The following is a 22,877-nucleotide window of genomic DNA, read 5'->3' on the forward strand; positions in this document are numbered from 1 at the left end:
AAACGTTTCACAATGACGTAAATCATTTCTGAAAAGCAAATTACAAAGGACTATATATCTACTGAATCTAGAGCACTAGCCCAAAAAGTACAATCTTCTTAGATAGTTATAAAAAAACTGACGCCGGTATCATTCCGACGTCAGTTTTTAAACTTATTCATTTAAGAATTCCCTATTCATTAAGAGCTTTTTTCAAAGCCTCCAGATTGTTTTTCATCACACCAAGGTAATCCAGGTTCTTCTGTTTGTCTTCATCCGTCAATCCTTCGAGCGGATTCAGTACATCGGTTTTTGAACCGATTTCAGTAGCTACGGTCTCAGCGACCTTCGGATCAACAAGAGTTTCGAAGAAAATCGTTTTAACATTATTTTCTTTAGCAAATTTGATAATACCCGCCAGCTTGTCCGGTGTAGGCTCTTGCTCTGGAGATAATCCGGCAATAGGTACTTGGGTCAGACCATATTGCTTAGCCAAATAACCAAAAGCAGCATGCTGCGTAATAAAGTCTTTACGTTTTACATCTTTCAGACCTGTTTTGAACTCGTTATCCAGATCCTTCAGCTTGGCGATATAAGCATCAGCGTTTTTCTCATAATCAGCTTTGTTTGCCGGATCGGCTGCCACAAGCCCTGCTTCAATGGACTCTACTTCTTTTTGGGCCAAGACTGGGTTAAGCCATACATGAGGGTCCAGCACATGATCATGATCATGGCCTTCCTCTGCGTGTGCTTCTTCTCCTTCTTCCTCCTCAGCAGTGCCTTCCATCAGGTTCAACCCTTTGCTCGCTTCAACTACAACACGCTTATCGTTGGACGCGCTGCTCAAAGCCTGTTCTGCCCAACCTTCGACGATACCGTTATAAACAAATACGTCAGCATCCTTAACCTGTGCCATATCTTTGGCGCTTGGTTCCCAGTCATGCGGCTCAGCACCGGCAGGAATCAACGCGGTTACGTTAGCATGGTCTCCAGCAACTTGCTTGGTAAATTCATACATTGGATAAAAAGTGGTGACCACATTCAGCTTGTCTGCTGTTTGTGCCGCATTCGGCTCGGTTTGGGAAGCATTTGTAGCTGTATTATCAGATTTGGCTCCGCAGCCAGACAAAATAAGTGCTAGTCCCGCAGACAATACAAATGATTTTTTGAACCATGTATTCATATTCATTACTCCTTTATGTGTTAGTTTTTAGTCACTCTCACTGTAATTACACTCACTGGCCTGTCGCATTCTTCCGTCGGGAAGCCTGCTGCTTGCCCAGCTTACGGACCAGCTTTTGAATACCAGCTCCTACGATCAGGAATAATAACAGCACCATGGCAATTGTCCCCCCTGGGGGTGTACTAAGTTCATACGACGCCGTTAAACCCATAAATACGCCGATCAATGCAGTGATCATAGATATCCAGATGGCTGCCGCGAAGCTCGGTGCGATTCGAATCGCCAGCGCCGCAGGGAGCACGATGAGTGAGGAGACAAGCAGCACACCGACAATCGGCATTGCAGCAGCTACAATCATCCCTGTTAAAATACTAAATGCAAATGAGATGGACTTGACAGGAAGACCATTAGTCTTCGCCGTTTCTTCATCAAAGGTAATCTGATACAATGGACGCCGGAATACAAAAAAGAAAATACCTCCGATCACAGCCACTACAATCATCAACATCAGTTCTGTCTGATTGACCGCTACTACCGAACCGAACAAATAAGCGGAAAACCCTTTGTTGATGCTCTGATTCAGATTCATTAAAATAACGGCCGTCGAGAGGCCACCTACCATAATAATAGCCACAGATATCTCACTATATGTTTTATAAGACCTGCGGACGTATTCAACGATAATCGCGCCGATTACGGCAACAATAAATCCAGTTATCGTTGGGTTAATGCCTAAATAGGCACCCGCTGCCACCCCTGCCAGCGATACATGCGATAGCATGTCCGCCATGAGAGCCTGACGCCGTAGCATCAGATAAACTCCAAGCACCGAGGCCAGCAGTGCAATTACCCCACCGGCACAAAATGCCCGCTGCATGAAGTCGTAGTGCAGCATTTCCATCCGCCATCTTCCTTCCTCTCAAGCTCAATAATTCGATCCAGATAATGTTGCACTTCCGATAGTCCATGGGTCACCATGACCACAGTTCTTCCATATTCCTTAACCTGCTGATTCATCAGATCGTAGAAATGATGGCGGCTTTCCTGATCCATTCCGGTCGTGGGCTCATCCAAAATGAGCAGATCCGATTCCTGAGCGAGTGCTCTTGCCACACAAATACGTTGCTTCTGTCCACCCGACAATTCTCCGATTTTACGGTGACGCAAATCCCACATGCCTACCTGACGCAGCGCCTGCTCAGTCAGATCATGATCCTCAGGCCGCATACGGCGCAACCAAGAGCCATGAGTATATCTTCCTGAACGGACAAATTCCAGGATCGTACTTGGGAATCCGCCATTGAATGCAGCAATTTGTTGGGATACAAAGCCGACAACGAGCTTTTTGCCTTCACCTGTACGGTTAGACATGAACACCTTGCCCTTCCAAGGCTGAAGCAAGCCGAGCAACAGTTTGAGCATGGTTGATTTGGAAGCACCATTCGGTCCGGTAATAGCTACAAATTCTCCCGAAAAAATTTCAACATTGGCATCCACCAAGTTAGGAACGTCTCCGTAGCCAAATGTGACCTGTTCCAATGAGGCCAATAACATGACGCAAATCTCCTTTTCCTTTAAAAAGCCTGGAGCCATCTGAGCGATCATCATTTGCGCAGATTCTCCAGGTCGTTTATGATCATTAAACCATCTACCGTAATTATTACGATTTGGTAATAAAAAAATAAGCGTTTGATAAACGTAACCTTTACGCATTAGCAAGTTTAACAGTTTAGGCAAGGTTCGTCAATGTTTTGGAAACTCTTTTGTTTGTTTACTTCACCTTGTCCGGGTATAAGCCTGCCGCCAAGGTTTTCAACGCGATCGGAGCGCGCACGCCTTCAGCCGCTGCGGATAATGGCAGTACTATAAACCGTTTGTTTTTGATCGCTTCCACACCAGCCAGCGCAGGCTTGCTCAGGAGCAGCTTCTCTTTATCCGCCAGTGAAGTATCTCCATAGTCGAGAATGACAATGACGTCAGGATTACGGTTCACAACCTCTTCCCAGCTTACCTCGGTAAAACTTTTGTCGATATCATCAAAAATATTTTTCGCCTTCACACTTTCAATCAAAGACGTTAGGTAATTGTTGGCAGCCGTAAAGGGCTTGTCTTCTCCGCTGTCATAGACAAACACCTTGGGTGGCTGTTCAATAATACCAATTTGAGTCTGAATGGACTGCACTTGTTCACGAATGTCATTTACCAGCTTTTCTGCACGCTCCTCAACCCTGAAAATACGCCCAATATTTAGTATATCCTGATACACATCTTCTAACGTGGGACCCGGTTTATTGGAGGACTCCTGTACATAGGTCAGCACCCCTTGTTTGGCTAGCTCCTCACGGGAACCCAGATTTTTATCATTAAAGGCACTCTTCCAGCCCGCATAGGCAAAATCCGGTGCAGCGGCCATAAACACCTCTTTGGACGGATATTGTCCGGCCAGTACCGGAATTTTGTCATATTGAGCCTTATATTTTGGCAAAATCTGATCATCCAAATACGCAGTTCCTACCATAGAGGATTCCAGTCCAAGAGCCAGCATAACCTCAGTCGCATGCTGGTTCAATGTAACCGCGCGTTTGGGCGCCTCGGGAAATACCATTTTAACGCCCATGTTCTCAAGCTCTACCAACGTCTTATTGGTTGCCGATTGCAATGCGGCAGGTTGCTGCCCGTTTGCCAATGGATCGCTTGTTTGAGCTGTGTTTCCTGCTGCGCAGGCTGATAACAACAGCATCATCGCCAAAGCGAGCATAACCAGCGGTAACGCGGGCTTGCTATATTTTTTCATATGTACCGTCTCCTCTTTTATTTGTAGTATATCTTACCTCATCGTATCACCTTTTCTGTTGACGTTATGGATAGCCTCCTCTCCTGAGAGAATCCGGTAAAAAGGTAATATTCGGCTTCCCGGTTTTTGGATGAATGCAGATTTCTGTCTCCACCCCGAATACACTCCACAGCAGGTCTGGCTGAAGCACGTCCTCCGTTATGCCAGAGGCTACCACTTTGCCTTCTTTTAATACATACATTCGATCACAATAAAATGCCGCCAAATTCAAATCATGTAGTGCAGCTAGCGTAGTTATCCGAAGTGTTTTGACCAAATCCAGAATTTGCAGCTGATACCGGATGTCCAGATGATTTGTTGGCTCATCCAAAACAAGAAATTTCGCCTGCCCGGCCAAAGCTCTGGCGATCAATACCCGTTGCTTTTCGCCACCGGACAAGGTGGAAAAGCCCTGATCCGCCTGAGCATTCATGCCTACCCGCTCCAGCGCCTGCTCGACCAGTTCATGATCGGCGACAGTATCTGCTTCCAGCAGTTTCTTATGCGGATGGCGACCCATCAGCACGATGTCCCGTACTGAAAAATCAAACGTTTGCGGCGCATCCTGACTCACCACTGCCATTTGTCGGGCCGTCTCTTTATACTTCATCCGCAGCATATCCTGGCCATCCAACGTAACCAAACCACTGTCAGGCTTTAGCACACGATACATATTTTTGAGCAACGTCGATTTCCCGCTGCCATTCGGACCGATCAATCCGACCAGCTCCCCTGCTTTTACCTGGAGACAGATGCCGTCGATCAGCCGTTTGTCGTGAATACTGAAGGTCACGCATTCGACTTCTATATTCATTTTTCGCCTCCAAACGAGTAGGAACTACGACGCAGCAGCCACACAAAAAAGGGTCCTCCGCACACAGCCGTCACAATACCAATCGGCAGCTCCTGTGGAGCCAGCACGAGCCGGGCACATACATCAGCCCACACGACAAAAATAGCTCCCGCCAACAGACTGACGGGCAGTACACGCCGATGATCTGATCCCACTATCAGCCTAACGATGTGCGGAATCATAAGCCCGACAAAGCCAATCGAGCCACTAACTGATACGACTGCCCCGGTTAAAAGAGACGCCACAACAACCAGTAATACGCGGAACGCCTGTACGTTCACACCGAGCGTTACTGCGGTCTCTTCACCCGTTAGCAAAGCATTCAGCGAACGGTATCGGGTCAGGAGCACAGCCGTTCCAACGGCTACAATGAGGCTTGGAATAAAAAGCGTATCCCATTGAGCACCTGCCAGACTTCCCATCATCCAATACATCGCGTCACGAATGCCTTTTTCATTCGGGGCCATCGTAACGATAAAACTAGTCACAGCCGACAGCATCATAGACACCGCCACCCCTGCCAGCAATAAGCGGGTCGTCGATATGCTCCCAGCCACACGGGCTAACGCGAACACCATAAGCATTGCAGTTAACGAACCTATAAAAGCAGATAAAGGCAGCGCAAGTCGTCCTAAAAATCCGAAAGCTCCGAACACAATCACCAACGTGGCTGTTACCGAAGCCCCAGACGAGACTCCTAAAATATAGGGATCTGCTAACGAATTACGGATTAATGCCTGTATAGTCGCTCCTGTAACAGCAAGTCCTGCTCCTACGACAACACCTAGCAGCACGCGTGGAAAGCGGATTTCCCAAACGATATATTGCTCAGGCTTGGTCCATGTCACGGGTATCCACTGGTCCAGCCAGGGAAGATGGGACAGTGCAATTCGCCATATCGTCCCCGGTGTGACAGCTACAGGACCCAGCATAACCGCGAGTGTGACCGAAAGCAACAGCCCAGCAGTCATCAGCAGAATTGTTGTAAATCCCCAAGTAGGCTTGCCCGCTAGGTGTGCGCGAGAATTATGTTGTGATGGATTAAGGTTGCTCGTTCTCGAAGTCATGAACTACTCAATGGCTTTTCGGCCGCTTCCAGCTTTCTCAATTGTCCCTCGATCTCGGAAGCAGAGAAATTCTCACCCATGACAACCGCTACATCGTTCACTGGCTTTTGCGGGCGGATCGGAATGATTTCCAGCTCCCGATAGGCAAATTGAAACATCATCTGGCCCTCTGATTCCAGAAACCGCACAATTCCTTTGGCCCGGTAAATTTCAGCTGGCAAACTGCGGAACAACTGTTCAAACTCGGATCGTGGCACAGGTTGTCCAAAGAAATGCGTGTGAACAACTACATGGTCGTAGGAATGATAATGCTCCCCATGTTCGTGGCCATGGGCGTGATCACGGTGATCATGATCATACGTGTGCAGATGATTTTCCGAATGAGGATGTTCACTCTCAATATCAACTGCGGATTCCTTATGCCGCAAAACGTCCATACGCTCCTCTCCTTGAGTGGAGAAAAAAATACCCGCGTCCACGTCACTTCGTTGCGTGCTCACAGTCAGAGCATATGGATTTAACTCTTTTACGAGGGCCTGTACTTTCTGCAACTCGCCCGCAGCCAATAAATCGGTCTTGTTAATAATCAGTTTGGAAGCGCACCGAAGCTGATCCTGCATCAAACGAAGCGACTTGCTTCTCTCGTTCCCCGAGGCAAAGTCCAGAAATTGATGCGCGTCTATGACCGTGATAACGGATTGTAAAATCATAGAGGAATAGATGGAGGCGTCTGTCACTGCATCTACAATCTCCATCGGGTTAGCCACTCCGGTACATTCTACAATAATCACGTCCGGCTTATATTCATCAGCAAGATTCATGAGCTCGACGCCCAAATCCCCGCGAATGGTACAGCATATACAACCGCTGAGCATTTCCTTCATGGGTGCTTGGCCATTCACCAAACTGCCGTACAGATTAACATCACCCAACTCATTCATCAAAATGGCTGGCTTGAGGCCCTTCTCCTTGTAGTAAGCCAGCGCATGCTGAAGAAGAGTGGTTTTCCCGCTACCCAAAAAACCGGATAAAACAACAATCGGTATCATATAACCCCTCCTTGTCTTTGCAACATTTAATATGGATCGTACCGTAAAAGTTTCCTTCTTGCAATCATTTATCGAAATTTAATCGTAATAATTACTAATAACAAACATAAATATATATGACCACTCTTTGAATTGTCAATATAGGAGGTGAGACAAGCACAATCCAGCGGGCATGATTGTCCCTCTACAGACATAGGATGTAGATAAGAACCCTTATTCCCAAGGAGACGTGGAATGAAAAACAGTACGCTGTTGAAGATGCTGCCTTTTATAATTCCGTTTGCCTTTCTCATCCCTGTGCTTGTCACGCTATCTCCCCAGTGGCTTCGTTTGTTAGATATGGGCCAGCTGCAACCGTTAAAAACGGTATTTATGGGCATTTTTCTGGAAGCTGTTCCGTTTCTCCTTATCGGTGTACTCGTCTCATCCCTTTTGCAGTGGCTTGTACCGGAGACATGGATTCGCAAAATAGCGCCTGCGCATCCTGTACCGGGTGTCCTGCTGGCCTCCTTACTAGGTATGCTATTTCCCATCTGTGAATGCGGCATGATCCCTGTCGTTCGCCAATTAATGCTCAAGGGAATGCCTGCCTATATGGGTATCACTTTTATTTTAAGCGGGCCCATTATCAATCCCGTGGTACTGGCTGCGACGATGATGGCTTTCCCTTCCCATCCCGAGGTCACTGCCGTTCGAATGGGTTTGGCTTTTGCCGTCTCCGCGATCATCGGGCTGATCGTGTATGCTTTTGTACGAGTGCATCCGCTCAAACGGTCGTTGCTCTCTTTTAACCAGCAAAAGCAGAACAATCAGACTCATCGGCATAGTCGCACATGGCGGGGCTTTTTTGTACATGCTGGTGACGAGTTTTTGGACATGAGTAAATATCTCATTATCGGCGCACTATTAACAGCCTGCATTCAAACCTTCATCCCACGCGATGAACTGCTTTCGTTAAGCAACGGAACGGTTGGATCGTACGCCTTTATGATGGGTTTTGCCTACATACTGTCGCTGTGTTCCACCTCCGATGCCTTTGTAGCCACTGCTTTTTCACATACCTTTACACTGGGTCCGCTGGCAGCCTTTCTTGTACTCGGTCCGATGCTAGACTTCAAAGGCACGCTCATGCTGCTAAGCACCTTCCGCACCAAATTTGTCGCCATCCTGGGCTTGCTCATTGTTTCACTCGTCCTAGTGGGTTCTATAGCTGCTGAATGGTTATTAGGGAGGTGAATACAAACGTGAATTCAACCTTTAGCATTCGCTGGCAATACGGCATGCGCTCCTTGCTCCTGATCGGATTGGCTGTGTACATCGTCTCATTAAGCCGCACGAATGCACTTCATTACTACTTGGCTCCCCATATGCAAAAGCTGCTCCTACTCTGTCCTGTACCACTCTTGTTCATCGCATTGGCGATGGCATGGCACGGAATCATCGGGGAGCGGGACGGTGAGGATGTATGTGATTGTGAGCATCCGTTGCCGCAAAGCTGGTTCAAAAAAACACTCGTATATGGAATGCTGCTCATCCCGCTCCTGTTCGGTTCTCTGCTGCCCAATCAGGCACTTGGTAGTGATATGGCCGCCAAAAAAGGCATGTCCTTCACGTATCCCAACCCGGATATCCGACGAAAAACAGATACACAGACCACGAAAGCATCCACCGCCTCCCTTTTATCAACTGCATCTTCCGTCCCAACTTCGTCCCCTCCAGAGGGAAAATGGAGTCAGGAAACGCTGGATAAGCTGTTCGTTCCGCCTGACAAGTACAATGTAGAATTCGCCGAGCTGGCGAAACGCCTGTATCAGCAACCTATCATACAGATCAAGCCTGAGATTTTTTCCGAAACTATTGGAGCCATTGAGTTATATAAACAAGCTTTTGAAGGAAAAAAAGTACAGGTGACTGGCTTTGTCTATAAAGACGACAACCTGCCGGGTAAGGGCCTATTTGCAGTAGGAAGATTCCTCGTCATGTGCTGTACTGCCGATGCCATGCCATTCGGGATCATCGTCCAATCCCAGAAGGCCCCGTCCTTTGACAAGGATACCTGGGTGACCATTGAAGGAACACTGCATGCCACACAAAAGGGCAACGCTCCCGTACTTGAAATTCGATCCGAAAAAATAACCGCTGTCGAGCAGCCAGAATCCCCTTATGTCTATACCCAAGCAGACTCGGTAGCTACCTTTGATCGCTTGAACACAGCACACTAAACCCACCAAGGAGGAAAAATGATGAATAAAGTTCCTGTTATTTTAATCAGTGGTTTTCTTGGAAGCGGCAAAACAACACTACTTTTGCGCCTATTAGCCCATACTCGCCAAATCCCCCTTCGTGCTGCTGTTTTAATGAACGAAATGGGCGAATATGATGTAGACAGCGCTATAATTTCAGAGGAAATGCCTGACGTAACAGTAGAAGGATTGCTAGAAGGCTGCATTTGTTGCAGCAAAAGAAATGAGCTGGCAGGGGCTCTGCATACCCTGCTCAGCCAGGAGCCAGATCTGATCTTCATGGAAACCACCGGGGTAGCCAACCCCGAACAAGTACTGGAGGAGCTTCGCTCCCCTCTACTGGCAGATCGGCTTTATCTGGTTCACAGCATCAGTGTTGTGGATGCTGAGCTGTTCCATGAATACAACAGCCGCTTTACGGCTGATAAAGAACTGGTTCGCACCCTGCACGGACAGCTGCGCACCGCAGACTTCATTGTGGTGAACAAGACGGATGCAGCAAGCAGCCGTGAAGTGACGAAGGTCGTCAAGAGCATCCGCAAGCTCAACGATACGGCCAAGCTGCAAACTACTGAATATAGCCGGGTTGACCTTGAACCACTACTAGAGCCTGTTCTGGCCTCCGCATCCGTTGCCGCGAAACCTGCACAGACAGCTCAACCAGCACCTGCACAGGTCCAGCTCACTGATGCAGATGCACCGTTCGTCCCCATTTCCGTCAAAAGTATCGGAAGCACCAGTAGTGTCTCCAGAAGTACGGCTTTCAAAGTTATTTCGACACACAGTCGTAACCACGATCCTAAGCAGCCTCATTCGTTCTCCCGTCTGGAGAGCATAACGCTGCATCAATATTCTCCTCAGCCACTCGAAAAACAACGATTAGAAAACTTTCTAACCGGGTTAGGTTCCTCACTGCTTCGAGCGAAAGGTTATTGCGTACTTCCTCAGGAAGGTACAATGCTTTTGCAATTTTCAGGAAATCACTTGGAGTGGCAGCCTACTGCACTTCCCGTGAGTCAGGGATATGTCACGCTAATTGGGGAGCAACTCGACAAAGCATCCATTACCGACCAATGGGAACAGTGCTTCCTTTCGCTATAAATGACAGGTCTAGATTAAGACAAAAAAACCTCCTGCATCTGCAGGAGGTTTTTTAAAAAGCGATGTTCACGGATTATTAGCATAATCCATAAACATAACGCTCGACTGTTCTTACTTAAGGTTATATTTTTTGTTAAAGCGATCCACACGGCCACCGATATCCACGTTTCTTTGTTTACCAGTGAAGAACGGGTGGGAAGCGGAGCTAGTATCTACACGGATAACTGGGTATGTGTTGCCATCTTCCCATTCCATCGTTTCTTGCGAATATTTAGTGGAAGCACTCAGGAAAGTAAATCCACAGCTAGGGTCCAAAAAGATAACTTTGTTCAATGTTGGATGAATATCTTTTTTCATTAGTTTCACCTAATCTTTCATATAGTTTTAGTTTCAAACTCAAACGTACTGGCGCAATACTCCATCAGTTGGCAAAAGGAACGGTTATGTCCCAGAAAAAAAGACGACAGATCATAACGGTTGCGCTCAAGCTCGTAAACGACAAGCAAACGATGCCGCATATACGCATCGCCCATTGCACGAACGCTCCGGATCTTTTCGTCAGCCTTCATCGTTATATAAGCATATAGTGAATGGTCCTCCGGCTCGTCCCAAATGCTGACACCAGCACAGGAGAACTCGGTAGCCACGTGCTTTCGATTCAAAAGGCAAAGCGTACCATGTAGCTCGGCATCTATCATACAGCCTTGAAAAAAAGCCGTTTTCTTAGGTGCAAGCTTTAACTTTGGACGCTCTGTCCACTGGACTAATTCAAGTTTTCGCCGGTTCCATAATGCAGGCTTTTGCAAACTTAACAGGCTTCGCTCAGGAAGCAGAATCATTCAGGTTGCTATGCAGCAAACCTCAAATTATCTAGTTTCACGATGGATCGTGTACTTTTTCAGACGCGGAGAGTATTTTTTCATTTCAAGACGCTCCGGATGATTTCTTTTGTTCTTGGTTGTTGTATAGTTGCGATCACCGGATTCGGTGCATGCCAAGGTAACAATTACGCGCATTTCTCTTCCTCCTTAATTGGAATACATGGTATACAATTACAATAGTAATTTTTACGATTAGTTCTATTCTATAATTCATGCTCCGCTTTGTCAACCTTAGAGTCACGGTTTGTCGCTTCTTCTACCGTGTTCCAGCGATTACGGTACTGTGCAAGCTTCGGATGAAGTTCCTGGGGTTCGCTCGAAAGCAGCAATCTGACATTTCTAATCCATTCTCCAAACGATGCATAGGAAGCGCAAAAATTTGCAGTTTCAGGACTCATGTACAAAAAAAGTGGGGTCGTATACTTTTCCGCCAAAAAACGGATGGCTGCTTCAATCGGCGTATACTTTTTACGCTTACCTTCCCAACTCTCAATCACAACAGCACTCAAAGCCTGCTCCCGCTGCCACTCTCCCAGCTCGTCCACCCGCTTGTAATACGAACGTACCGGCTGCTTCCACATTCTTCTGACGGTTTCTTCATGTAGCGGATACAGCACCAGCTTTGTAAAAGATAATGCAGCCCCCGTTTCGGCAAAAAGCTCCAGCTCTCTGGCTGTAATCTGCTCGAACGTATCATAGTAAACCATGGTCCCTTTATGCGTCTCGATCGGAGGCTCATAACCATAGGGCACATATTGAAGGTTTCTTGTCATGCTGGACACTCCGTCCTTCCATAGATGAACTTTTCCTTCTATATTATACCCTTGTTTTGGCATGAGTTTGCATCAAATGTTTATCCTTGTTCAACAGCAGGCGTATTACGGCGTGAACCCCTTCGGAATTGCAACGCATAAAGTCCCATCGTCACAAGCGCAATCAGTGCAAGCACCGTAAAAATATTGCTAAAATTGAACACCTGCACATTAGATACGACAGGATTCAAATGAAAGGACGACGAACTATCCAGCGTTTTGCCCAAAATACTTGTCGTGATCGCCCCTGCAATGAAATTCAGCAGAGATAACAGCCCCATTCCAACACCAATCTGGTCTTTCGACAAGGTACGAGAAATCGTGTTGGACATGGCAATTTGCATGAAGGTCTGACCTACGTTTCCGAAAATAAGCAAAAATAAAATCAGATACGGAGATGCACCCACAAACGTAGACAAGCTGATAAAACAGATGAACAAAAGCGATACAGCTGTATAGACGAGAAACGAATTTCCTTTACTATCCGCCAAACGCCCCCCTCTTTTACCCAATAGAGCCGAAGCAATAGCAGCCGGAAACATAACCAGTCCAATTATTGCCGGCGTAAGCTGATTGAGACTGTTCAGAAACTGCGGTGCCAAGTACGGCAATCCAAAGCTAATCCCCGTCCCTAAAAAAGCGATAAGGAGCCCGTATGAATATTGCTTGTTACGGAACAGCTTCGGCTGGATGAATGGATCATGCGCAGTGTTAATGCGCCATATAAACAGTGCAAATAACACCATACCGAGCAGAAAAAACATCATATTGGTTTGCGAAATCGAAAGTAACAAGAAGGCTACTGTTCCACCCAGCAATAATCCACCAAGAAAATCGAACTTCTGATCCTCTCCACGCTGATCGTCCAAATATTTGCGGAAGAACGGCAATGCGATCAGTGGTAGCATGGAAATGACGAACAAAAAACGCCAGCTTGCAAAGCCTGTGATCAAACCGGAAATAATCGGAGCCAGTGCAGTACCTAACGCCAAGCCGATTGCTGTGACGCCCAAAGCACGTCCTCTTTTTTCAGCCGAGAAATAACGGACTGGGACGATCATAGCAGTTGCCGGAATAACTGCAGCCCCTGCAGCCTGAAGCAAACGAGCTACAATGAGCATCCAAAATTGATTGGCCAACAGTCCAATAAGCGAACCCAGTGCAAAAAAGATAATCCCAAACGTCAGCAAATCCTTAAGACGATATTTATCTGCCAATTTGCCGTAGGTCACCGAGCCAACCGCATACACGATCATATAGCCAGTCAGCAGCCAACTTACATCGGAAGCACTAATATGAAACTCCTCCCGAATCACAGGCATAACGACATTAAACATAAAAGCGTTCATCACTGAAAAAACAAGTGTGAAAGCCAACACACGCATAAGCTTATCCGCATTGGGATAAGTTTGTTCATTTATCATTTGGTTGTCTCCCTCTCCTGTAAACCTCTTATCTAAGATCGTATTTCACTGCTTTTGAATATCCCTATCCGGGCAAACTCTCTATATATCCGCTCAAACGTGGGTGTTCGCATAACGGTAATCGTGGAGAATTTTTTTAAGCAGGCCGCGCAGCGTCTCCGATTCTCCGACAGATAACGTTTCACCTACCGAGCTTTTAATTGCCTCAATGGTACGTTCAGCTGTCTTGTGAATCTCCAAACCTTCCTCAGTCAAATAGATTTGCTTCATTCGTGCATCTTCCGGGTGACTTTTGCGTACTGCCCAGTTTTTCTTAACGATCCCGTTAACCAGGCTGGTAACGCTTGATTTATCAATAAGCAATAGCTTTTCCAAATCCGTATTGGTGACACCAGGCGACATCGCCAGTATATAGAGCGTCTGCGATTGTGGGGAGGTGAGCCCCAAAGGGCGCAGTGCTGTTTCAATTTCGCGCCGGACGGTAGTGAAAATCCATTTAATTAAATACATCGTGCTCTCTTCCTCCCAAGGAAGACAAACGGGATACACCTCACTTCCCATCTCACTACTAACCTCCATAGCTATCTAATTTTAATAGTTTGAATTCCAACTAATTTTAATCAGCTGCCCACTTGGTGTCAATACTTTCGTAAAATGATGTTTTATTAGATAAGGTGAATTTCAAATTACGAATTCATCTTTTATGTAAATATAGGCATAATAAAAGACGAGTCCTTGAAGGAAACCCGTCTTTTACTTCATTCATCATTCATTTCTGTTTTATAGTTGCTTAGTCTGCAATTTTCACTTGAACTAGCGGATATTCTTCTCCATCAACGGTAACCGTACTAGCATCATTCAGCTCCAGCCGTTGCCAAATGGTCAACAGCGTACGATAAGGATACTTCTTCAGATCATACTCCGATGGTGCGTCAGTGTCTGTGTTGGTTCCATTACCACTACCCTCAGTAGAAATCTCTGAAGTCGAGCCTCCGTCCGTATTGTCTGTCACTGCTCCAGACTGATCGCCGCTTTTTCCGCTGGATGTACCACCACGAGCTGTGGAACTACTGTCCGTGGATTGTCCATCTGCTGTTGTGCTTTTTGTAGTGGGATTCCCAATGTTTACGTCACTGGATGGATCATTGTTCGCTTTAATGGCTGCTTCCTTGTCGTTCTGTTCAGCAAGCGTAAAATTTTCGTATAAGTGCTCCTGTTGATCCGCCCCGACAATGACGAGCTTCTTCGGCTTAAATTCTGCCTGCTCTGTCGATGTCTGAAACGCAAATAGCAGCTTGACCATTTTCGTAGTGGACTTGGTATTAGGCACATGTGTCACTATGGCCGTAGGCTCCTCTTTTACGGGCACTGTAGGCTCTACAGGCTGTTGTACAGGCTTCGGGGCAGCAACAGGCGCAGGTGTGTCACCAGATCCGATCACCCCGGTTGCTTTAAGGCCACCTAGCGTACCTGCAATGACAATCAGCACAATCCCGGAAATCACCCCACCTTTACGGAAACGACGAAGTGTTTTGACCAACGGCGTGTCCGTCTCCCGCTTTGCTGCCAAATAGAAATTTTTAAAAGCAGGCTTTGCAGGTTCAAAATATTGACGCCACAGCGTTTTTTTGTGCAATCCCTCTCGTCCTTCCTTTTGGAAGAATAGAAGTAGCGCACGTCGATACGCCGGTTCGAAACCGCCACGTGGAGTAGCAAACTCGGGGTGTTCCTCTGACCATCGGATAAAACGGTACATCGTATCGTTATCCTTCGCCCATTTGCGGATCGAACCGACTAGGCGAGCGAAGTCCAATATTCCTTCTCCCGGCCCGTCAGAACGATAGAAAGCAGGCAACAGACGGGCAAAATGGCCTTCCGCAAGCTGCTGGGGCAGCCAGCCATAAGCCCAATCCTGTACCTTTTCTACTTCGCCAGGCTCCAGGCCGTCCAGCACCGACGGTTCCGGTTCCTCCGTATTAAACCAATCGTAAGCCGCAATCAATCGCACTGCTTGTCCCTTGAGAGGAGCAGGCAGCTTTCCAACCCACTGCACCAAATCGGGCCGTGTGAAAAAGGGAATCTGTACGACCTGATCGGGTGATATTTCTTTTAGCTCTACTTCGGTAAGTAAATACCGATCCGACGCTTCCTGCAAGCGCTCTGTTAGTCCAGATTGCTCCAGCGGGGACAGTTTGCCTACGGCAGAGCTGCTGTCCCATTGACGCAAGCGTTGGTGAATGGCAGCCACAGCCTCTACTGGTTTTCTTTCGGCACGCAGTCTGCCCATCAGCGCAGATTCTGCCAAAAGCTGAAAATCGGCATTCGCCGACACTTCGATATACCGACTGCCCCATTCGTGCACAACAGCCAGCAGTCCCTTGGCATCCGGTGTTCTTTTCATCTGACTGTCCATGTAGGGAATGAACAGCATTTTTGTAAGTGCTGGATTACCCAACACTTTCGTAAAATATGCCTTGCCTAATGATGGATTTTCTTCAATCGTATGATAAATATACGTAACTGCTTCCGTATTTCTGGCAGTATAAGCATTGTTTAGCGAACGGATTAAATATTCCACCAACCGATTTTCGCTGCTGCGTGCATGAACTTTATAATAGTCCTTGAAACTATCGACTAGACCTACGTCTGGAATATATCCATCCTTCACCCGATCAAATTCATGATCAAAAAACGACAGAAACAGATCATTCAGCCTCATTTTACGTGGCAGCGCATCGGGTGGCGATAAATAATCAGTCAAGCTTCGTAACACAGCGATTCGTTGTTCGTTGTATAATGCCCGCTCTCCCTGCTCAATTCTGTACAACGTAATTAGCTCATGATAGCTGGATGGCGTCAAATCACGCCCGGCCTCCATACCTGTCAGCATTTGCTCGGCAAATTTGAAGAAATCGTCCGGCGTCTCACCATTCAGCAACGTACGAACAATCCAGTCAAAATACGGCTGTCTCACCTGCTCTGCATCCACATTAAGTATTCGACTATGGTTAGACAGGTCAAATACAAAGTCCTTTTCCACATTCCGATCACCGGGACGCAAACTAAAAGGCTCAACGAACATCAAGTGAATGCCTTTTCTGCTGTTCGGTTCCTGTGCATATGTAAGAAATCCGAGTCTGTTACGAAATGCATAAGGCAGTGCCGCATACAGCACACCCAGTAGCTGCTTGGCTGAAGATCCGACCGCTTCTACAGGAACATTCAGCGCTACATATACCTTTTTGCGACCTGCTGCGGACATCATGACTGCGTATAAAAGCTGTTTGAACACTTCTTCGCTCAGCTGTAATTGAGTCAGCACTGTAGACGGGTCAACAGCCGGAAATACACTTCCACCCGGTAGACGCTCCAATTCCGGCAAATCCGTTCCCTGCTCAATATCATAGGTATCAACAAAGGATGTGTTCAGCCACTGCTTATAGTCAGACGGAGATTCACCATGTCCGGCTGGAATCACATAGTTGTGCGTGAAAAAGGCGCTCCGCAGCCCAGTAAAATCCGCGGCCTTATAAATACTGCGGCCAAGCACTACATCCCCGGACTCCGTCCGTACCAGATGTATAGCTTCCGGATAGACGCTTTCCTGTTTCTCACCACGCGCCGTCAAAGCAGCAGGCGCATCATATACACATAAGGGATGGAGCACCTTTTTAATAAAAGAAGCATCCAATCCTTTGGAATTAGCCACTGTATCGAAGCCTTCCGTAGAACGGAAAATACCACGCCGTTCCCGTGTGTACATCTGCTGTTGTATTAAATGAGAGGTAGAATAACTCACTGTGATTCTCTCCCCTCAATGTACTTCAACTTATAAAGCAGCCAAATGAATGGCTCATCCACACGGATCGGACTAACCAACCCTTGCAGCTTTTGCTCCACCGGATTGCTACCCAGCGCGGAAACTGCGAAATAGGCCGTATCCGTAAAATATACATCCATCGTGCCCTTGAACGGCTTATCCACCTTTTCGATGAAGCGTCGAACTTCGCCATCAATGTTCGCGAACTCATCCAAATCCATATATTTGCGATGCTCCATCGGATTAAAAATATTGCTGTTCGTCTTGATGTATGTGCCTTCTTCATCTGCCAACGCAGTAAGCATATCACTTTTGGTCAGGACGACAGCGGTCGGAATGTCCGTTTTCCCTTTTTCCTGATAAGCGATAAAATCGCCGAACATCGTAAGTACGACATCACGCGGTTCATCATATTGCGAGACCCATTCACCCGGCTTATCGCCAAGGTTAATCTTAATGCGCTCCCGAATAGAGCGGATTTGCAGTGGATCGACCATAAAGAGAATACCTGCAGAATTCTTAATATGCTGTCCATGCAGTCCCAGATAGTCCTGATCTACCATTCCCTCACCGGCGACATCAAAAAATACCAGCGTCAGTGGCGGCTTTTCCTCATCCTTAAATACAAACTGGAAGATAAAAGGCTCCTGCATCTTTTCTTTTTGTGTCGATGTAAGCAGATCCCCTCGTTCAAATAGGGGCTCCTCATACATGGTGCGGAACTTTCGGCTGATCTCTGCATTGAGCGGCATGCAAGCCGCGTCAAAATGATCGGCCGTAACATGCTGCAACGTGTGAATCAGTGAGGTCATATAAACAGATTTCCCCGCCTGCGAAGCTCCAATGATCGAAATGATATTGCTAGGCACCTTACCCGCGGTCACGGGCAGTTCGTTATGGCAGTGCGGGCACAGTCGGTGACGCGTCAGCTCGCCATAACGGTCGGTCAGTCCTGTCAGTACATGATCAGAATACAATCGATGTTCCTCAGGGACATCATGGGGATGCAAAATCGCCTCCATATCATGCACACTGTCCAAACCAAAACGCTCCCGATATTTGTTCAACAGCTCATCTTCACCCAAAGCGTAGTCCTCGTCATCTTCACGGTGATGAGAAGCACGGAATACCACTTCCTCCGGGGAAAATTTACTAAAGCAATAAGGGCACACAATATCATAAAATAACGGCCTTGGCGCTGCCTGTGGCTTTCTTCTGAATAAATTGCTAAGAAAACTCATCGGTTGCGGCCTCCTTTCATTCAGGGACTAATTCATATACCGTGCCATATTTCTGGCCATCCGTAAAAAACAGCCGCACATATTCATCTCCCCCCACTTCAACAGAGGGTAAAACATTCCGTCCCGCGGCAAAAGGTGCCGTGAACGGATACAAGGTTCCATCGTCCCGGTCTGCTGGATAACCCCCGCGCTTCTTCACGTAGCAAAGCGCCTCTTGCGGGACAGGAACTTCGGCTGTCACCTGAATCTGGACGGTTTTGCGGCTGCGAAACCAGCTTTTTTTATGGTGAACTGCATATCTGATTTTAGCCCTCCCCGTGCTCAACTCCAGTTGGTTGGCTCCGTCTTGCTGACGGATCACGTAAGTGTCTCCATCCTCCCGAACAGCTGGATATACGATATACCGCACGCGTCCAATGCCTTCAATTCGGTCACGATAGCTGCCAGCAGCCTTATACTCCTCGCGTGTAAAAAGTTTTAGGCTTGAAAAAGGCGGTAAAACTTCACCTTCATTTTGCCCATTCACACCTGCATCGGCTGATTGTTTCGCAATATATACCACGGCTGCGCCCTCAGGCCACTGCCAGCGTAACACAACCCGGTTGTCATCAATTTTGTGGCTCAGCTCCGAAATAATAGGATCACCGGGCTGTGCTTCCCTATACTGCATAAGTTCCAGCCTCCCGTTCTAAAATCCACTGCTGCGTCGATTGCGCGTCGGGGCTTCCGGTGCCCCTCTCCGGCGTCCTGATGGCGCACCCTGACTTCCTCCACCGGAAGATCGGCGAGTATTTTCCGCAATCGGCAGAACAAGCGAAAAGACAGCAATAAGGGCTGCCAGTACGAGCGCTGCCACCAAACGAATCATCAAGTCGCCTATAGGCGAGCCAGATAGTCCCTTTTCCAAAATAAAACCAGCGAGCAAGCCTGCCGGGACTCCTCCAATCGCAAAATTCCGTGCGAGAAAACGGTTATCGAACATCAGCCCAAGAGCCAATCCCAATAAAGCGCCGATAATGACCAGCGCCGTTACGCGATAAATGGCAAAATACAGACTGTCGGCATACTCACCTGTCCGCTCCGTTACCAGTGTGCGATCACCGATTTTGTTATATATTTTTCCGAACGCCTGAGTAAGTCCTTGGGCATTGGCTACATTAGAATAAGTTCCGCCCGTCAGGTCAGCAATATTTTGCAATAAGGCTATACCATCCGACTCTGCCAGTTTCAGCCCGATCGTATTAATCGGAATCTGGCGGGCGATATAAGGAGCCAATGCTGTCTGGGTATCCAGATCGCTAAAGCCATCAGAGAGCATGATAACGAGAGAACCTTTTTCTGCATTACCTTGGGTTTCAATCTCTTTGATCGTCTCGTCCAAAGCAAGCCCGATCTCTGTACCGCCTGACATTATAGTCTGCATACTATCGATTTTGGAATAAACCGCTTGCTTCTCTGCATCTGTGCCAATGGGAGTAAATGGCTGAACCAACTGCGCAGCAGATTCAAATGAAACAATGGCTACCCGCTTGTCTCCATCCATTTGGCCAATCAGACTCTTGGCAGCCGTTAGGCGCTCATTATCGGGATCTGTTTGCTGCATACTCCCGGAATTATCAATCACAAGCACGAGGTCCTGTACGCTCTTGCGCCCTTCAGGGTTAACCTGATAGCCCAACTCCAATAGCAGACCTGCCACGAACAACATCACTAGTGTAGCAGGCACCAGTAACTTCCAGGATAACCCGGAGTAGCGCTGCCGCCATGAATGCCCATTTAACTGTGGCGAAATTAGTTCGCCAATCAGACAACCTAGGCCAATGCACAGTGCCATGATGCCAAAATACAGCCCAATCACGACGATATGCGGCCAGTGCCCTATCAATTTGTGAAGAATAAGCTCTCCCAAGATGAAGCCTACTACAGCGCCCAACAAGCCGAACAGTAATAGGAGAACGTTAAATTTACGTTGCTTCATAAGAATCGTTGCTTCCTTCCATCATTAAAGTAGGATTAATATGTGGCTACCGCAATTCCGGCAACCGGTCCACGTCGATTCCGTGAAACACGAAACCATTCGCAGTATATGTCTCATAATACGTTTTGCCGTTGCGGTAAACCATCAGATCCTCCAGATGGAAGCCGCCCATCAAATGCAGCTTTTCCACCCCGCTGCTGCGACGCTCATGTACAAAACCCAGCTTGTAAATACGCGAAGTAATGTCCACATCCATCGCATAAGGAAGAAATTCGCCTTCGTAGTCACCAAAGAAGTACTTTTCTTCATACCGATGCTCATGGGTATAGTCGAGCAAACGTACGTTAATTCCGCCATGTTCCTCTAACGTTTGATACAGTTTTTTAAACAGCTCATCCTTCGGAACGACCAGCCGATTTTCATATGCAGCAGCTACATTGGCACGCCGCAATAATTCTTCTTCGAAGGTCTGATTAAACGGCTGTGAACTGAGAATCAAGGTTCGACAGGTCTGCGTAAGTCGATCCACCAATGCGGACAGGCCCCCGTCCAGCAATCCGGATACAGGCCCCATATGCCGGGTATCAAAGAATATAGATTTTCCCCGCTTGCTTTCCAGCTCACGCATGACATCCTCCGTCACACGTTCGTAATACTCGAACAGGTTTTGACCTGTGTAACTATCAGCCTGCCGAATACTATCCGTTGCAGCTTGATGCAGTTCACGCTCCAGGCTGGAAAGCTGTACTGTAATATGCTTCGCCTGTGCATGCCATTTTTCTAGTGCCAGTTCATAGCGACGAAGCAGCTCCAAATCCGCTTGAATCCGCAGCATGTGCAGCTTGTGCCCGTAAACCGTCTCGGTCAGGTAACGGATCAAGCTACGCACATTATGCTTATCCATGAGTGGCAGTCGTTGAAAAGGCTGGTCCTCCACCTGACCGCTATACAGGGTGTCCAGTTCAGCGGTACTAATCTGCAAGTCATTGGACGTATCCCGAATCAGCCCCCGAATGGCCGTAAGCACATTTCCTGTTTTATTTTCATCCGTCCAGTCTGTCAACTCGAATAAGCCGATTTCAGGATATTCCTTGGAAGCTGCATTCACAGCCAACTGCAGACCTGATTCCGCCTGAAAATCTCCCAACCGTTTGTGCATAATCCGTTCACAGTTATCGCGGAAAAAGGCTTCGCAGCCCTGACCGAACAAGGCTCCCTCCGCCTCACGTAATGTCATTCGCTTCAAGGAGCCGTAGCTGGCTCCGCTGGTCATCAGTGCGCTCATGTCCGTGATCGCCTCATTACCAGGAACGAGATCATTTCGCGTGCGACCGCGCTCAGCAGCATCTAAACCAAAATAATTCAGCTTATCGCGTATGTCCCACTCCTGCTCTGTTCTCATACGCTCTAGCAGCTTCACATAAAAATGATACAGCACCGTAAGTGCGATTGACTGGTTAGGGCGGTTGACTCGGGAAAATCCAGCCGACACATAACCCTGCCGCCCGGATTCCGTCATGATGTTGTTTTTAAACGATGTATTGTTGTATCCCCCATCCTGTGACCGATAGGAATCTCCTGCCTGATAGCGGTTTTTAAGAAGCTGAATGTGGCAAATGATGTCACAGCTTTCCCGCAGGCTATTCGGCACCGTTACGCCGCGTTCGTTCTTGTCGGACAGCACATAGACGAGATCGAATAACGGTGATGGAGCATGGGATACTGGAATGGTCAATTTGTCCTCAGTCATATGAAGCGGTGCCGTAAACGTATACTCTGGACTCTGGATATAGTCCAGCTCCCGCATAAAAGCAACGGACGTTGCACTACTGTAGCCGAATTGGACAGCCTGATCGCTTTCATTCACCAACACATACAAATCCATTTGTACCGATTTAAAGGACTGTGCAAAAATATACTCCGCCAACAGCGTAATTTCAGGGATTAATACGTTCATGGGGTCATCCGCTGTCGTCAAAATCGACAAATGAACACGCTCGAACGAAGAATACAACCGACCGTAATCTGCCAAATGTCCACTAGCCCGGCGCAACGCGGTGTTAAGCTCAATTAGCTGCGATTCATGTGTATAAAAAGCCTGGTGCAAGTCACGGCGTATCGTTTGGTGGCCACTTTCCTCCGGTACCGCTATCGTATGAACAATAGCATCCACCGAACGATCTACAGCCGCATGTTCTTCCTGCGAGCGGATCTGAATATACGTTACTCCCGTGCTGTTATCCCACTTGGTCCGGTTGATATCTGCAATGGTGTTCATCACCGGGTTCATGCGATCACCGATAAAAAGAAACACGGACGGGAAATGGATGCTACTGCGTCCATCTCCGCTTCCGATTAATTGGTCCTCTGCGACTGCATAGTCAGCCGCATAACGTAACAGCTGCTCTCTCAT

At 47.5% G+C, this 22,877-nt stretch carries 21 protein-coding genes; 3 read left to right on the forward strand and 18 right to left on the reverse strand.

Annotation, left to right across the window (positions count from 1 at the left end; genetic code table 11):
* Positions 1-172: 172 nt before the first annotated feature.
* The 7 genes from MKX59_RS16295 to MKX59_RS16325 form a co-directional block, all read right to left on the reverse strand.
* Complete coding sequence (locus MKX59_RS16295; protein WP_069079665.1) at positions 173-1,162, reverse strand: metal ABC transporter substrate-binding protein; 990 nt, start codon at positions 1,160-1,162, stop codon at positions 173-175.
* A gap of 52 nt (positions 1,163-1,214) precedes the next feature.
* Positions 1,215-2,063, reverse strand: a complete 849-nt coding sequence (locus MKX59_RS16300; RefSeq protein WP_028542348.1) for a metal ABC transporter permease — start codon at positions 2,061-2,063, stop codon at positions 1,215-1,217.
* Positions 2,009-2,716 carry a metal ABC transporter ATP-binding protein gene (locus MKX59_RS16305; protein WP_023988404.1) on the reverse strand — a complete coding sequence of 236 codons (708 nt, stop codon included), beginning with the start codon at positions 2,714-2,716 and terminating at the stop codon, positions 2,009-2,011. The genes MKX59_RS16300 and MKX59_RS16305 overlap by 55 nt, the downstream gene beginning before the upstream one ends.
* 217 nt (positions 2,717-2,933) lie before the next feature.
* Entirely contained in the window at positions 2,934-3,956 is a 1,023-nt protein-coding gene (locus tag MKX59_RS16310) for an ABC transporter substrate-binding protein (RefSeq protein ID WP_340858570.1), read from the reverse strand.
* Positions 3,957-4,020: 64 nt separating this feature from the next.
* Positions 4,021-4,809, reverse strand: a complete 789-nt coding sequence (locus MKX59_RS16315; protein ID WP_076265336.1) for an ABC transporter ATP-binding protein — start codon at positions 4,807-4,809, stop codon at positions 4,021-4,023.
* Complete coding sequence (locus tag MKX59_RS16320) at positions 4,806-5,915, reverse strand: FecCD family ABC transporter permease (RefSeq protein ID WP_076265335.1); 1,110 nt, start codon at positions 5,913-5,915, stop codon at positions 4,806-4,808. The genes MKX59_RS16315 and MKX59_RS16320 overlap by 4 nt, the downstream gene beginning before the upstream one ends.
* Positions 5,912-6,964 (reverse strand): CobW family GTP-binding protein, encoded by a 1,053-nt coding sequence (locus MKX59_RS16325; RefSeq protein ID WP_340858571.1) that lies wholly within the window; start codon positions 6,962-6,964, stop codon positions 5,912-5,914. The genes MKX59_RS16320 and MKX59_RS16325 overlap by 4 nt, the downstream gene beginning before the upstream one ends.
* 234 nt (positions 6,965-7,198) lie before the next feature.
* Here MKX59_RS16325 and MKX59_RS16330 point away from each other — a divergent pair, with 234 nt between their 5' ends.
* The 3 genes from MKX59_RS16330 to MKX59_RS16340 are packed head-to-tail and all read left to right on the forward strand — an operon-like array spanning position 7,199 to position 10,308.
* Complete coding sequence (locus MKX59_RS16330; protein WP_068940793.1) at positions 7,199-8,200, forward strand: permease; 1,002 nt, start codon at positions 7,199-7,201, stop codon at positions 8,198-8,200.
* 8 nt (positions 8,201-8,208) lie between these two features.
* On the forward strand, positions 8,209-9,186 hold the full coding sequence (locus MKX59_RS16335) for a TIGR03943 family putative permease subunit (RefSeq protein ID WP_071558808.1): 978 nt from the start codon (positions 8,209-8,211) through the stop codon (positions 9,184-9,186).
* 18 nt (positions 9,187-9,204) lie between these two features.
* Entirely contained in the window at positions 9,205-10,308 is a 1,104-nt protein-coding gene (locus MKX59_RS16340; RefSeq protein ID WP_071558809.1) for a CobW family GTP-binding protein, read from the forward strand.
* Positions 10,309-10,419: 111 nt separating this feature from the next.
* Here MKX59_RS16340 and MKX59_RS16345 read toward each other — a convergent pair whose 3' ends face one another.
* The 11 genes from MKX59_RS16345 to MKX59_RS16395 form a co-directional block, all read right to left on the reverse strand.
* Positions 10,420-10,665 (reverse strand): type B 50S ribosomal protein L31, encoded by a 246-nt coding sequence (locus tag MKX59_RS16345; protein WP_013310118.1) that lies wholly within the window; start codon positions 10,663-10,665, stop codon positions 10,420-10,422.
* Between the two features lie 17 nt (positions 10,666-10,682).
* On the reverse strand, positions 10,683-11,147 hold the full coding sequence (locus tag MKX59_RS16350) for a hypothetical protein (protein ID WP_071558810.1): 465 nt from the start codon (positions 11,145-11,147) through the stop codon (positions 10,683-10,685).
* Positions 11,148-11,174: 27 nt separating this feature from the next.
* Positions 11,175-11,324, reverse strand: coding sequence for a 50S ribosomal protein L33 (gene rpmG / locus MKX59_RS16355; protein WP_007430271.1), 150 nt, complete (start codon positions 11,322-11,324; stop codon positions 11,175-11,177).
* Positions 11,325-11,392: 68 nt separating this feature from the next.
* A complete protein-coding gene (locus tag MKX59_RS16360; RefSeq protein WP_071558811.1) occupies positions 11,393-11,962 on the reverse strand; it encodes a hypothetical protein in 570 nt (189 codons plus the stop codon).
* Between the two features lie 80 nt (positions 11,963-12,042).
* On the reverse strand, positions 12,043-13,425 hold the full coding sequence (locus tag MKX59_RS16365; RefSeq protein WP_028542356.1) for an MFS transporter: 1,383 nt from the start codon (positions 13,423-13,425) through the stop codon (positions 12,043-12,045).
* Between the two features lie 93 nt (positions 13,426-13,518).
* Positions 13,519-13,986 (reverse strand): MarR family winged helix-turn-helix transcriptional regulator, encoded by a 468-nt coding sequence (locus MKX59_RS16370; RefSeq protein WP_340858575.1) that lies wholly within the window; start codon positions 13,984-13,986, stop codon positions 13,519-13,521.
* 229 nt (positions 13,987-14,215) lie between these two features.
* Positions 14,216-17,224 (reverse strand): GAP1-N2 domain-containing protein, encoded by a 3,009-nt coding sequence (locus tag MKX59_RS16375; RefSeq protein ID WP_340858576.1) that lies wholly within the window; start codon positions 17,222-17,224, stop codon positions 14,216-14,218.
* Positions 17,221-18,486 (reverse strand): TRAFAC clade GTPase domain-containing protein, encoded by a 1,266-nt coding sequence (locus MKX59_RS16380; protein ID WP_023988391.1) that lies wholly within the window; start codon positions 18,484-18,486, stop codon positions 17,221-17,223. Before MKX59_RS16380 ends, MKX59_RS16375 begins: the two co-directional genes overlap by 4 nt.
* A 16-nt stretch (positions 18,487-18,502) precedes the next feature.
* Complete coding sequence (locus tag MKX59_RS16385) at positions 18,503-19,156, reverse strand: beta-mannanase (RefSeq protein ID WP_068940786.1); 654 nt, start codon at positions 19,154-19,156, stop codon at positions 18,503-18,505.
* Positions 19,157-19,174: 18 nt separating this feature from the next.
* On the reverse strand, positions 19,175-20,464 hold the full coding sequence (locus tag MKX59_RS16390; protein WP_023988389.1) for a vWA domain-containing protein: 1,290 nt from the start codon (positions 20,462-20,464) through the stop codon (positions 19,175-19,177).
* Positions 20,465-20,510: 46 nt separating this feature from the next.
* Positions 20,511-22,877: a transcription initiation factor TFIID gene (locus MKX59_RS16395; protein WP_053325327.1), complete on the reverse strand. Its 2,367-nt coding sequence runs from the start codon at positions 22,875-22,877 to the stop codon at positions 20,511-20,513.

It is taken from the genome of Paenibacillus sp. FSL R7-0340 (assembly GCF_038002205.1).
GTDB classification, from domain to species: domain Bacteria; phylum Bacillota; class Bacilli; order Paenibacillales; family Paenibacillaceae; genus Paenibacillus; species Paenibacillus polymyxa_B.